The organism is Methylococcus mesophilus, assembly GCF_026247885.1.
GTDB lineage: Bacteria > Pseudomonadota > Gammaproteobacteria > Methylococcales > Methylococcaceae > Methylococcus > Methylococcus mesophilus.
On the sequence record NZ_CP110921.1, the window covers coordinates 3,035,886 to 3,052,112 of the forward strand.

The 16,227-nt window shown below is 63.4% G+C and carries 10 protein-coding genes; 8 read left to right on the forward strand and 2 right to left on the reverse strand.

What is annotated here, in order from left to right; genetic code table 11:
* Window positions 1–7: 7 nt before the first annotated feature.
* From pilQ to OOT43_RS14485, 5 genes are all read left to right on the forward strand, one after another.
* Window positions 8–2,170: a type IV pilus secretin PilQ gene (gene pilQ, locus OOT43_RS14465; protein ID WP_266021273.1), complete on the forward strand. Its 2,163-nt coding sequence runs from the start codon at window positions 8–10 to the stop codon at window positions 2,168–2,170.
* Window positions 2,171–2,233: 63 nt separating this feature from the next.
* Window positions 2,234–2,773: a shikimate kinase AroK gene (gene aroK / locus OOT43_RS14470; RefSeq protein WP_266021274.1), complete on the forward strand. Its 540-nt coding sequence runs from the start codon at window positions 2,234–2,236 to the stop codon at window positions 2,771–2,773.
* Window positions 2,770–3,849, forward strand: a complete 1,080-nt coding sequence (aroB, locus tag OOT43_RS14475) for a 3-dehydroquinate synthase (protein WP_266021275.1) — start codon at window positions 2,770–2,772, stop codon at window positions 3,847–3,849. Before aroK ends, aroB begins: the two co-directional genes overlap by 4 nt.
* Window positions 3,850–3,875: 26 nt before the next feature.
* Window positions 3,876–4,928 carry a uroporphyrinogen decarboxylase gene (gene hemE, locus OOT43_RS14480; protein ID WP_266021276.1) on the forward strand — a complete coding sequence of 351 codons (1,053 nt, stop codon included), beginning with the start codon at window positions 3,876–3,878 and terminating at the stop codon, window positions 4,926–4,928.
* 4 nt (window positions 4,929–4,932) lie between these two features.
* On the forward strand, window positions 4,933–5,481 hold the full coding sequence (locus OOT43_RS14485) for an NUDIX domain-containing protein (RefSeq protein ID WP_266021277.1): 549 nt from the start codon (window positions 4,933–4,935) through the stop codon (window positions 5,479–5,481).
* Window positions 5,482–5,517: 36 nt separating this feature from the next.
* On the opposite strand, the gene OOT43_RS14490 is transcribed toward OOT43_RS14485, so the two are convergent.
* On the reverse strand, window positions 5,518–9,210 hold the full coding sequence (locus OOT43_RS14490) for a pyridine nucleotide-disulfide oxidoreductase (RefSeq protein WP_266021278.1): 3,693 nt from the start codon (window positions 9,208–9,210) through the stop codon (window positions 5,518–5,520).
* Between the two features lie 212 nt (window positions 9,211–9,422).
* Between OOT43_RS14490 and OOT43_RS14495 the strand changes: the two genes are divergently transcribed.
* Together OOT43_RS14495 and OOT43_RS14500 are read left to right on the forward strand one after the other, a co-directional pair.
* Window positions 9,423–9,764, forward strand: coding sequence for a hypothetical protein (locus tag OOT43_RS14495; RefSeq protein ID WP_266021279.1), 342 nt, complete (start codon window positions 9,423–9,425; stop codon window positions 9,762–9,764).
* Window positions 9,761–11,530 carry a putative bifunctional diguanylate cyclase/phosphodiesterase gene (locus OOT43_RS14500; protein ID WP_266021280.1) on the forward strand — a complete coding sequence of 590 codons (1,770 nt, stop codon included), beginning with the start codon at window positions 9,761–9,763 and terminating at the stop codon, window positions 11,528–11,530. Before OOT43_RS14495 ends, OOT43_RS14500 begins: the two co-directional genes overlap by 4 nt.
* A 117-nt stretch (window positions 11,531–11,647) precedes the next feature.
* On the opposite strand, the gene OOT43_RS14505 is transcribed toward OOT43_RS14500, so the two are convergent.
* Window positions 11,648–14,557 (reverse strand): PKD domain-containing protein, encoded by a 2,910-nt coding sequence (locus tag OOT43_RS14505; RefSeq protein ID WP_266021281.1) that lies wholly within the window; start codon window positions 14,555–14,557, stop codon window positions 11,648–11,650.
* Between the two features lie 316 nt (window positions 14,558–14,873).
* Here OOT43_RS14505 and OOT43_RS14510 point away from each other — a divergent pair, with 316 nt between their 5' ends.
* Entirely contained in the window at window positions 14,874–16,223 is a 1,350-nt protein-coding gene (locus OOT43_RS14510) for a DNA recombination protein RmuC (RefSeq protein WP_266021282.1), read from the forward strand.
* Window positions 16,224–16,227: the final 4 nt, after the last annotated feature.

Genomic DNA, 16,227 nt, shown 5'->3' on the forward strand with positions numbered 1-16,227 from the left:
GGGTCGCGTGAGACGGTTTGTCATTCGAGAGTTGGCGGGGGAGCGAATTCCGCTGTGCTGGATCACGGGCCTCTTCGCCCTGTGTTGGGGCTGGGCGGCGTTGGCGGCGGGGCCTGCTTTGCAAGCCGTCGATTTCACGGCACTGCCCGGCGAAAATTTTCAGCTTCGCCTCAGTTTCGACGGCCCGGTGCCGGAGCCTCAGTCCTTCACCACGGAACACCCTGCCCGGATCGCGCTGGATCTGGCCGGTGTCCGAAGCAGCCTGGACAAGAAGCCGATCCCGGTGCATCAGGCCGGTGTCGAAACGGTCCAGGCGATTGCGGCCGGTGGCAGGACGCGGGTGATCATGAATCTGGCCTCCGCGGTTCCATACACCACCCGTGTCGCGGGGCGATACCTGTATGTGACCCTGCAGAGCGGGAAGGTCGGGAGCGTGGCCGGCAATTCCGTGTCGGCGCCTATCGTGGTGACCGAACGGCCGGTGGTCTCGGGGTCGCAGGTCGAGAGCGTCGACTTCCGGCGCGGCGAGAAGGGGGAGGGAAGGTTGCTGGTCACGCTGAGCGATCCGAATTCCCTCGTGAGCCTCCGTGAAGAAGGGCGCAGCGTCGTCGCCGACCTTCCCGGTACCAGCCTGCCGGGCCGGCTGGCGCGCAGGCTCGAAGTGCTCGATTTCGCCACGCCGGTGAAATGGATCGAGGCGATGCCGGTCGGCCGGGGCACGAGGCTGCTGATCACCCCGGTTTCGGACGAATACGATTACTCGTCTTACCAGTCCGGCAAACTGCTCACCGTGGAACTGCGCCCCTTGAGCCGTGCGGAAAAGGAGGAGGCCAAGAAGCGGCGGCGGGTCTTTACCGGGGATCGCCTTTCCCTGAATTTTCAGGACATTCCGGTGCGGAATGTCCTGCAGATTTTGGCGGACTTCACCAATCTGAACATCGTGGCTTCCGATTCCGTCGAGGGAAACGTCACCTTGAGACTCAATGAGGTTCCCTGGGACGAGGCGCTGGATCTGGTGCTCAAGGCCAAGGGCCTGGGCAAGCGGCAGGAAGCGAACAGCAACATCATCCGCGTGGCTCCGATGGCCGAGATCAGCCGGCTCGAGCGCGACGAGCTGGAAGCGATGAAAGTCGTGGAGGATCTGGAGCCGCTGCGTACCGAAATCATCCAGATCAACTACACCAAGGCCGACGACATCAAGAAGGTCATCATGGGCACGACCGAAAAGGCGGAAAAAGCCATCACGCGACCGGAGGCGCTGACCGGCGGGCCGGGTGTGACTTCCACCGAAGCCTACGACGTCACCCAGTCGATCCTCTCCAGTCGCGGCAACGTGACCACCGATCCTCGTACCAACCAGCTCATCGTCCAGGATACACCGCGGAATCTCGAACGTATCCGGGACCTGGTGCGGCAGCTCGACAAACCGGTCCGGCAGGTGATGATCGAGTCGCGGGTGGTGATCGCCAACGTGGATTTTCTGCGCGAACTGGGCGCCAAGCTGGATTTCCGCCCTAAGGACTGGACGAACAGTGCGCTGCCGCCCACCGGCAGCATGACGGACCTGGGGGTCGATCTGGCGCGGCTGACCACGCTCTCGCCTTACGGCACGGCGCAGTACGTGGTTTCCATGGGCGACTACCTGCTGGATCTCGAACTGTCGGCGGCCCAGAAGGAGGGCCGCGGAGAGATCGTCGCCAATCCGCGGGTGCTCACGGCCGACCAGTCCAAGGCCAAGATCATGCAGGGCGTGGAGCTGCCCTACCAGATCACTCAGCAGGGCACCGGCGGCGGCACGCCGGTGCAGAACGTAGCGTTCAAGCCCGCCGTGCTGGAGCTCGACGTGACGCCGCACATCACGCCGGACGATCACATTCTGATGGACCTCATGATCAAGAAGGACGACAAGGGCGAACTCACGCCCAGCGGCAATTTCGCGATCGACAAGCGCGAAATCGATACCGTGGCGCAGGTGGCCAACGGCGAAACGGTGGTTCTGGGCGGCGTATATGAAGGCACGCGGCGGAACAACACCGACAAGGTTCCGTTTTTCGGCGATCTTCCCGGGATCGGCTTCATGTTCCGGCGCAATGCGGTCGAGGACAAGAAAAAGGAACTCCTCATCTTCATCACGCCGAAGATCGTCAAGCAGACGACGATGAATCCTTGAGGCCGCCGGGGATGCCGTCTTGCCGCGTGTTATCATTTCCTGCTTGATTTAGGGCGGGAAACGATGAGGAACCGTCGAAACATCTTCCTGATAGGCCCGATGGGTGCGGGCAAGACCACCGTGGGCCGCCTGCTTGCCAGGGCACTGGGGATGGAGTTCTGGGACAGCGACAAGGAAATCGAACGCCGGACCGGCGTCACGGTGCCGATGATTTTCGAATACGAGGGCGAGGCCGGATTCCGGCGCCGCGAATCGGAAGTCATCGCCGACCTGACGGGCAAGGAAGGGATCGTGCTGGCCACCGGCGGCGGTTCGGTGCTGATTCCGGAAAACCAGGAATATCTGGCGGCACGGGGGCTGGTAATTTACTTGCAGTGTTCTGTCCAGAAGCAGTTGGAGCGGACGCACAAGGACATCAACCGGCCCTTGCTGCAGACGGAGAATCCCAGGCAAAGGCTGGAAGAGCTGCTGCGGGGGCGGGATCCCATCTACCGCGAGCTCGCCGACTACGTCGTCGATACCGGCCAGCATTCGAGCCGCAGTGCCGTCCGCCGCATCATCAACGCCTACGAGAAATCCGGAACCAGACTGCGGACGGAATGAAAACCTTACACGTCGAACTGGGAGAGCGCAGCTACCCCGTTTACATCGGGCGCGGCCTGCTGGGCCGCGCGGACCTGATACAGCCGCACCTGCCGGGCAAGCAGGTCATGGTCGTGACCAACGAAGTGGTGGCGCCGCTGTACCTCGACCGCATGCTTGCATCCCTGGCCGGCAAGGACACGGGCAGTGTCGTGCTTCCCGACGGCGAGGCCTACAAGACCATGGACTCGGCGATGGCCGTGTTCGATGCCTTGCTGGCCCGGCGCTTCGGCCGCAACGCCGGCATCGTGGCGCTGGGCGGCGGGGTGATCGGCGATCTGGCCGGTTTCGCGGCAGCCTGCTATCAGCGCGGCGTGCCATTCATCCAGGTGCCCACCACCCTGCTGTCCCAGGTCGATTCCTCGGTGGGCGGCAAGACCGCGGTCAACCATCCGCGCGGCAAGAACATGATCGGCGCCTTCTACCAGCCGCGCTGCGTCCTGGCCGATACCGACACGCTGAACACCCTGCCCGACCGCGAGCTGAGCGCGGGTCTGGCCGAGGTCATCAAGTACGGCTTCATTCGCGACCCGGAATTCCTGGCCTGGCTCGAAGAGAACGTCGAGCGCTTGCTGCAGCGCGATCCCGAAGCGCTCGCCTATGCCATCGAGCATTCTTGCATCAACAAGGCGCAAGTCGTGGCGGAAGACGAGACCGAAACCGGTGTGCGGGCGACGCTGAACCTGGGCCACAGCTTCGGCCACGCCGTCGAAACCGGCATGGGTTACGGCGTCTATCTGCACGGCGAGGCGGTGGCCATCGGCATGTGCCAGGCGGCCGACCTGTCTCGCCGCCTGGGCTGGATCGGCGACGGCGAAGCGGCGAGGGTAGTCCGCCTGTTGGAGCGGGCAGGGTTGCCGGTCGTTCCCCCGCGCGAGCTGGATGCGGATGCCTTCCTCGAGCACATGGCGGTCGACAAGAAAAACGTCGACGGCGGCCTGCGCCTGATTCTGCTCAAGACTCTGGGCGAGGCGACGCTGCCGGTGGCGGTGGATGCCGGACCGCTGCGCGCCACTCTGGAAAGCTACGGCCGTTGAGGCCTCGAACCGACAAAGGACACGCCATGACTCATTGTTTCATTCGCGCCCTGCTGCGCCAGCCGGTCGACAGGACCCCGGTCTGGATGATGCGCCAAGCGGGCCGCTACCTGCCGGAATACCGCAAAGTGCGGGAACAGGCTGGCAGCTTCATGAACCTGTGCACCACGCCCGACTTGGCGTGCGAGGTGACCTTGCAGCCGCTGGATCGCTACCGGCTGGATGCGGCGATCCTGTTCTCCGACATTCTGACCATCCCCGATGCCATGGGGCTGGGGCTGGAATTCGTCGAGGGCGAGGGGCCGAGGTTCCGCAACCCGATCCAGGGGGCTGCGGACATCCACCGGCTGGGCGTGCCGGATCCGGAAGCGGAGCTGGCCTATGTGCCGGCCGCGGTGCGGCTGATCAAGCAGCGCCTGGGCGACAGAGCGCCGTTGATCGGTTTCTCGGGCAGCCCCTGGACCCTGGCGACCTACATGGTGGAGGGCGGCAGCAGCCGGGAGTTCCGCAAGGTCAAATGCCTCATGTACGAGGAGCCGGCCTTGATGCATGAATTGCTGAGCAAGCTCGCCGATGCGGTCGCCCTGTACCTGAATGCCCAGATCGCCGCCGGGGTCGATGCGGTGATGGTGTTCGACACCTGGGGCGGCAATCTGGATACGGAGCACTATCTGGAGTTTTCGCTGCGCTACGCCGAGCGCGTGCGCCAGCAGCTTCGGCTGACGGAGCGGGGCCGTATCCCCGCGATCTTCTTCACCAAGGGCGGCGGGCAATGGCTGGAGGCGATGGCGGACGCCGGCTATGACGCGCTCGGTCTGGACTGGACCACGGACATCGGGTCGGCGCGGCAGCGGGTCGGCGATCGTGTGGCTTTGCAGGGCAACCTCGATCCGGTGGCGCTCTACGCCAAGCCCGAAGTCATCCGCGGGGAAGTCCGGAAGATCCTGGAGCGTTACGGTACCGGCAGCGGCCATGTGTTCAATCTCGGCCACGGGGTCACGCCGGACATCAAGCCCGACCACGTCGGCGCGATGATCGAGGCGGTGCACGAATTCAGCCCGGCGTTCCACCGGACTTGATCCCGTGCCGGAGTCGAATCCCTGGCGCCTCCTGAGTCGGCGGGAGATCTACGACAATCCCTGGATTCACCTCGACGAGGACCAAGTCGTCAATCCCGGCGGCGGCATCAGCCTGTACGGCCGCATCCACTTCAAGAACCAGGCGATCGGTATCATCCCCCTCGACGGCCAGGGTAATACCTGGCTGGTCGGCCAGTACCGCTATGTGCCCGATGCCTGGTCCTGGGAGATACCGATGGGCGGTTCGCCCGCAGGCGAATCCATATTGGAATCGGCTCGGCGCGAGCTGAAGGAGGAAACCGGCCTTTCCGCCGCCTCCTGGCGGCTCCTCATGCGGCTCCACACCTCGAATTCCGTCACCGACGAGGAGGGCTTCGTGTTCGTCGCGGAGGACCTGGAAGAAGGCGAGCCGGAGTTCGAGGAGACCGAAGACCTGCGTATCTGGAAGCTCCCGCTGGCCGATGCTGTCAACATGGTCATGTCCGGGGAAATCACCGATGCCATCAGTGCGGCGGGATTGCTGAGATTGGCGCTGGATTCCAGCCGGACTTGAAAGCCTCGCGGCGGTCGCCGCGAGGCTTTCCATGACCTACCGGCTCATGAGCCGCTCCAGCCAGAGCGCCGACAACTTCTCCTGCACCGAATTCTGCCGCAGCCTCGCCTGGAGATTCGGGAAATCCACGCGGTCCAGTTCCTGGTCCTGGTTGTAGCAGGAATACACGAAATACTCGCGTCCCGTTTCCGGGTCGACGTGTTTGCACAGGCATTGCGCGCATACGCCTTTCATCATGCACTGCATCGGCGAATTGATGGAGCCGATGGCGGCATGGTGAGGCTTGAGGTAGGGCGCCAGCAGTCCGTGGCGGGCATGCTTGACCGCCTCCATCATCCGGTCCGAGCCGATCACGATCATGTGGTCGACGTCGTCGAGATGGATGGGGGTAGAGCCGAGCTCGCCCTTGGCGTAGGCCAGCATGGCTTCGACGATGTTGCCCACGAAGGATTTGTCGTCCGGACGGGTCACCGGGATCGGGGTGTTGCCCTCGCGCTTGTCCACGGTCCAGACGAGCAGATCCGACGCCGCTTCGATTTCTTCAATCTTGAATACGTCCGAGCTGTTGCGGTAACCGGCGAAATAGATCACTTGGTTGCCGGCGCTTCGCAACGCCTTGCCGATCGAGAACAGCACCGCGTTGCCTAAGCCTCCGCCGATGAGGGCGATGGTCTGGCCGGAGGGAATCTCGGTCGGCGCGCCGGTGACACCCATCACCACCAGCGGATCGCCGGGTTTCCATTGCGCGCACAGCCGCGAAGAGCTGCCCATTTCCAGCGCGATTAGCGAGATCAGGCCGTTGTCCTTGTCCACCCAGGCGCCGGTGAGGGCGATGCCCTCGGTGGCGAGCACCGTGCCTTCCACCACCGGGGCCAGCGCCTCGTAGTTCTGCACACGGTAGAACTGGCCGGGCTGGAAGTGCTTAGCCGCGGCGGGGGCGCGGACGACCACTTCGATGATGGTCGGCGTCAGCCGGTTCACCGCCACGATACGGGCAGTCAGGGCATCGTCGATGACCGCCTGGAATGCCTGCAGGTTCCGGTCGCGGTGGGGCTGTTCCGCGGGGTCGAGCCGGTTCAGCTCCTGTTCGAACAAGCGGACGATGTAAGGATACCCGTCCTTCGCGCTGGCCATGGCTTTCACCACGTTGCCGGCGTAGACCGGATGGTTGTCGCCGTAGAAGGTGATGAACTTGCCGCTGCGGTGATAGGAAGTGAATGGCGCGGGCTTGCCGATCTTGGGCCAGGCCTCGTCCTGCACCGGCACGAGATCGGGTATCTCGCCGACCCATTCGGGTTCGTGGCGCTTGTAGAACTTGTGGTCCATCTCGAAGGTCTCGGGGTGCTCCGATTCGTAGATGGTGTTGGGCGAAGTGCCGGCGGCGATGAAGAGGCTCCTTATCGGCACCTCGATTTCGCCCGTTGGTTTCCAGCGCCCTTCCTGCTCTTCAAGTTTTTCGAAGCGCACCGCTCGCAGGTGGCCGTGGTCGTCTTCCAGCGCGACCAGCGGGCTCAAGCCTTCCGCCAGCACGATGCCTTCGTCCATGGCTTCCTTGATTTCCTCATGGTTCTGGCGGTAAGCGGGCGAATCCTTGATGCCCTTGCGGTAGAACAAGGTGGCGCCGCCCCATTGATTCAGCAGCGGCAGGAAATCCGGCGTCTCGCCTGCGGCCTCGGCGCGCTGCCGCTCGGCCTGGATCGCCCGCCCGTGCGCGAGGAATTCGTCGAGTATTCCGATCTCCTCGGCGTCATAGCGGGCACGCACGGCCGGCTCGCCATAGGCCACGCAGAGCTTTTGGTAGCGGTGCAGGATCTTCTCGACTTGGACGGGATAATAGGCCAGCAGTTCGGTAGCGGTGTCGATGGCGGTGAGTCCGCCGCCGATGACGCCCGCCGGCAGCCGGACCTGCAGGTTCGCCAGCGAGGATTCCTTGGCCGCGCCGGTGAGCTGCAAGGCCATCAGGAAATCGGAAGCCTTGCGGATGCCGCGGATCAGGTTGTGCTTCAAGTCGATCAGGGTCGGCTTGCCGGCGCCCGAAGCGATGGCGATGTGGTCGAACCCTAAGTCCCAGGCCTCGTTGATCGTGATCGCCCCGCCAAAGCGCACGCCGCCGTAGCAACGGAAATTCCGGCGTCGCAGCAGGTTCAGGTAAATCACCTTGAGGAAGTTCTTGTCCCAACGGACCGTGATCCCGTATTCGGCGACGCCGCCGAAGCCGAGCATGATGCGCCGGTCCAGCCGTTCATAGAGTGCGCCGAAGTCGCGGATCGGTTCCGGCGGACGGTGCTCGTCGCCGACCAGCTCCGGCGGCAGCGGCTCGATCTTGAGTCCGTCGATGCCCACGACGCCGAAGCCCTCATTCACCAAATAGTGCGAGAGGGTGTAGCCGGCCGGTCCCATGCCGGCCACCAGCACGTTCCTGCCGTTGTAGGGCAGGGCATACGGGCGCTTGACGTTGAGCGGATTCCAGCGCGTCAGCAGGCTGTAGATCTCGAAGCCGTAGGGCATGAACAGTACGTCGGTGAGGACGTTGGTCTCGATCTGCGGAATGTTGACCGGCTCGGTCTTCTGGTAGATGCAACCCTTCATGCAGTCGTTGCAGATGCGGTGGCCGGTGCCGGGGCAGAGCGGGTTGTCCACCGTGACCAGGGCCAGGGCGCCGATGTTGTCGCCCTGGCGCTTGAGCCAGTGCATCTCCGAGATCTTTTCTTCCAGCGGACAGCCGGTGATGTGGACGCCCAGCGGATTGGCCTTGAAGCTGCCGTCCTTCTTGTTGCGCATGCCCTTGGAGCAGGAGTCGGTGTCCCGGTCATGGCAGTAGATGCAGTGGTCGACCTCGTACAGGACCTTGCGCTCCGGGAAGCGCGGATCGGTCAGGCCGAAGCCGTCGCGGCGGCGGTGATGGCCGGCTTGGGCGGCCCAGACGCCATAGCCCTTGCGATTTTCCACGACGTGGTGGACCAAGTGCTCGAAGTCGGTCTTTGCCGGGACCTTGAAGCTCACCCAATCTTTGACCTGAGGCCTGAGCCGGTCGTCGCGGCTGGCGGCGAAGCACCAGCGCTCGAATTCCCCGAACAGGCCGGCGGCGAAATCGGCATCGCCCATGGAGACCACATCCTTCCAGGCGGTGGCCCGCGGATGGGCGCCGATCTGGGCACGAAGTTTGGCGATGCGGACTTCAGGCTCGGCGAGCGGGCCGCCTCCCGGCTGTTTCGCTTCTGCGTCGTAATGCGCCTGGAGATCGCGCAATGCCAAGCCGAGCCTGGATAGCGCCGCCTCGCGGTCGGAAGCCGCATATTCCGGAGCATAGGCTTCGACGAGAACGTCGATCTTCTCCGTCAGCCCGGCGACATCCCAGTCCGCAGTGGCCACGTTCTTGAAGCGGCTGGGCAATTTCGCCACGATTTCCGTACGGAAGGCCAAGATCGTGGCGAAGCTGCCCCGAATTTCCGCCATCTGCCGTTGGCGCTCCGCCTCCACGCCGAACAGGCGGGCGACGAACTCTCCCACATGCGGAGCCATTTTTACCAGAAGCTCCGAGATGGCCTCGGGCGCCATGTTCAAGCCGTTCGAGGCGCGGTAGGCCTGAAAGGCGGTGATCAGATCGGGGTCCCGCTGCCGAGTCCAGTCCTCGAAAACTTCATGCAGATGCCGAAGCTTTTCGGGTTCGTAGAGGTCGGGGTAGCTGAAACCGGTTATGCCCAGTCTGGGCGTGGCGGCCTCGTTCATCGCGCATGTTCCTGTGGGTAATCTTTAATACAATAACGTGTTCCAGGCCATGCCGCCTAGAGGGGACTTTGGGTCACACGTCTTTGACGAGGGTGTTTGTCGTCGTCGCGATGTTTTGCCGCAGGTGCTGCGAACTTCAGCCCGTCGGCAGGCTCTAATCTCAGGTGCGGCATGTAGCGGGCCGTCCGATTCGTACTTAGGGAGATTGGTCGATGAGCCACGAGCGTAATTTCAAACAGCTGCTCCAGGTTCGGGTCAAGGAGTTCAGAATACCCCCGATTTCCGGCGGGGTGGTGCTCGGACGTGAGGCGCCGATCGGTTGTGCTGCATTCCGGAAGGCGTTGGAGCTTCTAGTGGTATCGCCGTTCGAGCATATCGAGCTGGACGACGAAGTGATCAGCGACATCTTGGTCCGGCGGGCGTTTCTACGCCGGGTACCCAGGAATTATCTGGTCCAGTTCGTTCTCCAGCGGATCAAGCCCCTGATGGGCGCGGAGGAGATCATGCAGCTGGATCTCAACGCTGAAATTCAAATCGAGGATGAAGCCCTGTGAGCTCCGTTCGCGCCGGTGATGCCTTATGCGACAGCAGGATCGTCGTCCGCGTCGAGGCCGATGCCCGTCCGCCCAGAGACCGTCGGAGTCCGGCGATTTATGCGGTTTTCCACACGGAGGAACAGGGCGGCGACAGCCTGTTTCTGGGGCTCGTGACCGAGCACCAGATCGCCCGGTTTCCGCAACGTATTTTCGCCGACCTGATCGACCCGCGGGTGCCGCCTCCTGTGACCTCGGACGTTACCCTGGAGCAGTTGATCGATGAGGTCGATGATTGCCGGCGCGTCTTTGGATCGCCGCTGGCGGTATTGGCGCGGGACGGAACTTTCGTCGGTGTGGTTACGCCGCACAGCATCGTCGAAGTGCTGTTGGAGTCCGAGCGGCGACGGTTGCAGGAGACCCGCGAACTCAACGCGGCCATCTTGAATAAAGCCGCCAGGGCGATCGAGCATCTGGATACCAAGGCGCATTACGACAGCGTGACGGGATTACCCAATCGCCAGCTGTTTTGCGATCGGCTGCAGCGGGTGATTGCCGCTCAGAAGCCGAACGGCAGACCGGTCGAGCTTCTCTTTCTGGATATCGATAACTTCAAATCCATCAACGACAGTTTCGGCCACCTTGTCGGAGACAAGCTGTTGAAAGCCGCAGCCGGACGGATCAAGGCGGCCGTCCGCGACAGTGATACGGTAGCGCGGATCGGCGGTGACGAGTTCACCATTCTCTTGAACGGAGTGAAGGAAAGCCTAAACGGGGCCTTGGTTGCACAAAAGATCCTCGATAGCCTGGCGCAGCCTTTCATGTTCGGTGAGTTGGAGTTCATCGTCAGCGTCAGCATCGGGATCGCCGTGTGCCCGACGGACGGAGACACGATGGACCAATTGCTGGGCAATGCAGACACCGCGATGTATCACGCGAAGTCATTGGGCAAGAACAACTACCAGTTCTTTTCGCCCGACCTCAATCTCCAGGCCTATCGGCGGCAGGAACTCGAGAGAAACCTCCGGTCTGCGCTCTCCAAGCGAGAGTTCGGCCTGCGCTATGCGCCGCAGGTGGATTTGCGCAGCGGCAGGGTTGCCGCGTTGGAAGTATCACTGTGTTGGAACAGTTCCGCGCTCGGTTCCGTCACGCCGGATGACTTCCTGGCATTGGCGGAGGAGACCGGGCTCATCCTACCGATCGGCGCCTGGGCTCTGCGGACGGCTTGCGGTCACGCCGCCGAATGGGCTGGGCTGGGGTTTCGCGGTCTGCGGATCGCTTTGAGGCTGTCTCCGCGCGAACTCGAAGCCCCGCAGCTCAAGGACAACATCCTGGGTGTTTTGGATGCTTGCGGCCTGAAGCCGGAAAATCTGCAATTCGAGCTTACCGAGCGCATGCTGGTAGCGAGCACGGTACGTACCTTGGCGATGCTGCGCGAACTTAGCGATACAGGCATCCGGTTCTTGGTGGGAGATTTCGGCACCGGGCATGCTTCGCTGCGAGGCCTTCGGCGGTTTCCGGTCGACGAACTCAAGATCGATATGTCATCCGTCCGCGACCTCAGTTCCGATTCGGACGATGCAGCCGTTGTTACTGCGATGATCGCCATGGGCAAGAGCCTGCGGATGGATGTCGCCGCCGCCGGCGTGCAAACGCCGGAGCACGCGGCTTTTCTTCTGGAGCACGGATGCTGCCTCGGACAAGGCTGCCTGTTCGGCGAACCGTTGCCGCCGGAGCGGATCGCCGCCCTGCTGGCGGGTGATGAGACGGGCTTTTTCGTCGCCTGAAAAAAAACTAAGGCGTTTCCGACCTCGAGTCGGAAACGCCCTGCAGATATTTTGGGAGGTTTTATCGTTCGCGGCCAGCTCTTGAAATGACCGCGAACGTTGCCACTCCCGGCAGTTCTACTGCTCGAAGCTCTTGCTCAAACTGTGGCAGAGATTGCAGGCCACAGGCTGGCCGGCTTTGACGCTGACGGTCTTGCCTTCCACCGAGAAGCTCCGGTCGGCCGCCGCACGCGACAGTACGGTACCGAGGTGGTCACTGCCATGGCAGGAGCCGCAGGTGCCGCCGCCGGCCTGGCCGTTCTGGCTTTCCGCCAAATCGCCGTGAGCGTCCGCGTAGAAGCGGCTGTCGTTGACCAGGTGCATGCCGTGGGGCCCGCCCTGGGTGCTGCTCGACAGGCTGCCGGCGGTGTGGCAGGTGCTGCACTCGGCGATCGTGCCGGTGTGGCCCTGCAACTGGTTGGCGGCCAGGTTGTCGTTGGCGTTTGCCGTGGCGTTCGGCCACTCGGCGTGGGTCGCGCCGTGACAGCCTTCGCACATCACCCCGCCGTGGCCGGTGCTGACCCGGTACAGCTTGGGGTTGCCCGCGCCGGGGTTGTCGAAGCCGTTGAACTGGGCGGGAATGGCCGGCTCGGCGAAGCGCTTGTTGGTGGGCACGATGGGCGTGGCTTTGGCATCGCCCGTGCGGAAGGCCTGGCGCAGGCGGATGCCGTCCTTGTTGCCTTTGCTATCGACCTTGTTGGCGATCACGTTGGCGGAACCCGCGAGGTTGCCGTTGGCATCGCCCGTATGGCAGGAGCCGCAGCCGGGTTCGTTGGCCCAGGGTACCCGGGGCTGACTGCTGGCCGGGTCGTAGAAGTTGCCCTGGTTCAATACGAAGGCGCCTGGGTTGCTGGGGGAGACGCCGGTGGAGAAGTCGGCGCCGACCTGTTTCATGTCGCCGTGGCAGTCGCTGCACAGCATGCTGCCGTTGAACATGGCGCCGCGCAGGCACTTGGTTTCCTTGCCCGGATGGCACTGGTAGCAGTTCTGCTCCAGTGCCGTCAGGCGTTCGGCCTGATTCCGGATGGCGCCGGTTGCCGGATCCTGGTCAGGTGCTGGAATGGCCGTGAACAGGTTGGTGAAAGAGCCGTGGTGGTTGTGCATCACCCGCGAGTTGCTCTGGTGCGCCACCTGGTTGCGGCCGTTGGCCGGGCTGCCGACGGCGCCGGCTTGCGGTCCGGCCTGGGCCAGGTCCAGGGCCGGGGTGTAGTGGCAGCTCTGGCATACCACCGGCTTGTTCTGTACCACCGCCTTGTATGTCAGACAGTTGGCGTCGCCGCTGGAACTGGCGGGGAGGCCCGACTTGATGTCGCAAGGTGTTTTTGCACCGGTGGGATCGACGTAGTTCGTGCCCTGGCGGAGGTCATGCAGCCGCAGGATGTTGATGTCGGCGGCGTATTCCACGCTGATCTTGTGGGGATTGTTGGTGTCTGGGTCCTGGACGCTGGTGGCGACTTCCAGGCCGGCTCCCCGCAGTGCATCGGTCGGCCAGCTCGCCCGGCTGTTCGCGACGTCGGCGGGGTCGGAGTGGCAGTTGGTGCAGCTCGCTTCGCTCGATACGGGGAGCACCGCATCCACCGTGGCCAGTACCGTGTTGCCGTTCTTGGCCTGTACCCTGACCAGCGGGAACGGGTTCTGCCGACCGAAGTCGTCGAACGGTGCCATCGGGATACCGGCGGCCTCGAACCAGTTGACGCCGTTCGCCACATAGCCGAAGGGGAAATTCACGAACATCGGCTTGTTGGTGTAATGCTCTTCGACGCGCTGCGGAACGTTGGCAGCGTACGGACCGGAGAATCCCGGCATGCCGTGCTGAGCGACGGTGAGCTGCTCGTCGCCGCTGTTGACCTTGCCATCGCCGCCGATATAGAGCTTTTCCGCGTTCGGCACGGGCAACCCCTTGTCGGCCGGTACCAGGTCGCTCAGTTTCGTCCCGGCGGGAAGGTTCAGCGGCGGCTGATCCAGTGGCGGGTAGAATGCGTCGTAGGCGCCATTGGCGAGGCTGCCCCAGAAATTGGTCTTGAAGGTCGTTCCGTCGACAGCGATGCCGTCGAACAGGTCGCTCCGGGATAGGATGGGGTCTTTGGGATTCGACACCGCCGAATAATACAGCTCGACCCCCTGGGGATTGATGACCGGTTTCGCGCCTTTTTGGATGACCTGTCCGAGCATCACCTGGAAGGGCGGCAGGATATTGACGATCCGGGTGTCGAGATCGACGCAATGCATGCCCAGGTCGTTGACGGCCAGCACGCTGTAGCTGTTGCTGGCGACCTTGGATTGTTCGGGCACTGGGGTGGTGACCTTTGCCAGCGAGCCGACGCTGGTGGAATTGATCGAACTACCGGATGCGGCGGGCGGTGCGGCGACGGTGACCTGCACCGTGTCGGCGGCGCCGGCCGTGCCTTTGTTGTCGGTGACGGCGAGTGTGAATACATAAGTGCCCGCCGTCAGGGTGACGCTGGGGTTGACCGTATCGGCGGGATCGGGGTTGCCGGTCCACTTGTAGGACGCGATGCTGCCGTCCGGGTCGGAGGAGCCGCCGCCGTTGAGGGCCACGGCGATACTGCTCTGGCCCTGGGCGAGGGTGACGGACTGGTCCGGGCCGGCATTGGCGATCGGCGGCTGGTTGGGGGCGCTGCCGGAGCAATTGGCGGGAGCGTTGGAGACGTCGCGTTCGGTCGCCGAGTCCTTGGAAGTCGCGCGAACGCGGCACGGTACGGCCGCCGGTTTCGAGAGCGTCTTGCTCCAGGCGCCCTTCTTGGTGGCCGTTGCCGAGGTGAGTTTCGCATTGGTCCTGGCGTTGGACAGGGTGACCGTGGCCCGGTCTTCGCTGGTGCCGGCAAGGCTCAGGTTCTTGGTCTTCGCATTCCAGGACGCCGAGGTGATGGTAAGGTCCTTGGCCTGGACCATGCCGGCAAAAGCGGCAATGGAGACGGCGAGTAAGCTCGCCATCCCCTGTTTGAAACGGTGGTTTGTCGTATACATTGTGTGGTCCCCTTCTTTATCCGTTCGGGTGCCGCCGCAAGGAACGAGCGGAACCCGCTGTTTTGTTTTCGATGCACCGACAGGATGTCCCCGAATCCAATGTTCCGGCATTGATCCCGGTCAAAGATTTATTCGGAATTCCTAATGTGGTCGAGCGTCCCCCGCTTGGAAACGGTCTGGCGGGGGAGCGCGCACCCTCGCGTTCAAGATTAGACTATTTTTATATTAATAAAAGATAATGTCATTGATCGAAGACTTTGCTCCATTTGTCGCTGTTGCAGTTCTCGTCGGTATCGTTTTGCCGCTGTGGCTGTGTTTGCTTCTCTGTTTCCGCCAAGGACGGCGGCTGGCGTCCGTCGTATCGGAGCGCGAACACGTGGAGCGCATGCTGCGCGAGGAGCTGAGCCAGCTTAGAGCCGAGATAGGCCGCGCTTCCCGCGACAACCGCGAGGAAATCGGCGGCGCGATCGGCCGGTTCCAGGCGGCGCAGCAGGATCAGGCAGAGCGGATGCGACTGCTGATGGACGAAAAGCTCGTGCGGGTTCAGGCCGACGCCCGCGAGGGGCGGGAGGAAATGGGGCTGGGGTTGAAGCGTTTTGGCGAGTTGCAGAAGGAGCAACTCGACAGCGTCGGCCTGCTGCTGAAAAACCAGCTCGAAGCCCTCGCCGGGGCGAATGAAAAGAGTATCGAACGCTTGCGTCTCACCATCGAGGAGCGGTTACAGGCGCTGCAGAACGACAACGGCCAGAAGCTTGAGCAGATGCGCCAGACTGTCGACGAGAAGCTCCACAATACGCTGGAGCAGCGCCTGGGCGAATCGTTCAAGCTGGTCAGCGAGCGCCTGGAACAGGTGCACAAGGGGCTGGGGGAGATGCAGACCCTCGCTTCCGGTGTGGGCGATCTCAAGCGGGTGCTCACCAACGTCAAGACCCGCGGCACCTGGGGCGAGGTGCAGCTCGATGCCCTGCTGGAGCAGATCCTGACGCCCGAACAGTACGGCAAGAACGTGGCGACCCGGCCGAGCGGCGCGGAACGGGTCGAATTCGCGATCCGGCTGCCGGGGCGCGACAGCGATGCGCCGGTGTGGCTGCCGATCGACGCCAAGTTTCCGGTCGAGGACTACCAGAAGCTGCTGGATGCGCAGGACAGCGTGGATCACGCCGGCATCGAGGCGAACGGCAAGGCCCTGGAGCAGCGCTTGAAGAGCGAGGCCCGCACCATTCGCGACAAATACGTGGAGCCGCCCCACACCACCGACTTCGCCATCCTCTACCTGCCGATCGAGGGTCTGTACGCCGAGGCGCTACGCCGGCCGGGGTTGGCCGAGGTCTTGCAGCGGGATTACCGGGTGACGGTGGCCGGCCCGACTACCCTGGCCGCCATGCTGAACAGCCTGCAGATGGGGTTCCGGACCCTGGCCATCGAGCAGCGCTCCTCGGAGGTGTGGACCATCCTGGGGGCGGTCAAGACCGAATTCGGCAAGTTCGGCGATGCCCTGGCCTATACCCGCAAGAAGCTTGAGGAGGCGACCAGCTCCATCGACAAGGCGGAAACCCGCACCCGCGTGCTGAGCCGCAAACTCAAGGACGTCGAGGCCATCCCGGCGCAGGAGGCGGGATGGCTGCTGCCTCAGGCCGGGGAGGCGGATGAGGCCGCGGCGGACTGAGCGC

What these genes read in the sequence shown, in the direction of transcription:
- aroK (WP_266021274.1), top strand. Translation starts at nt 2,234, where the DNA reads ATGAGGAACCGTCGAAACATCTTCCTGATAGGCCCGATGGGTGCGGGC.
- OOT43_RS14505 (WP_266021281.1), bottom strand. Translation starts at nt 14,557, where the DNA reads ATGTATACGACAAACCACCGTTTCAAACAGGGGATGGCGAGCTTACTC.
- OOT43_RS14495 (WP_266021279.1), top strand. Translation starts at nt 9,423, where the DNA reads ATGAGCCACGAGCGTAATTTCAAACAGCTGCTCCAGGTTCGGGTCAAG.
- OOT43_RS14490 (WP_266021278.1), bottom strand. Translation starts at nt 9,210, where the DNA reads ATGAACGAGGCCGCCACGCCCAGACTGGGCATAACCGGTTTCAGCTAC.
- aroB (WP_266021275.1), top strand. Translation starts at nt 2,770, where the DNA reads ATGAAAACCTTACACGTCGAACTGGGAGAGCGCAGCTACCCCGTTTAC.
- hemE (WP_266021276.1), top strand. Translation starts at nt 3,876, where the DNA reads ATGACTCATTGTTTCATTCGCGCCCTGCTGCGCCAGCCGGTCGACAGG.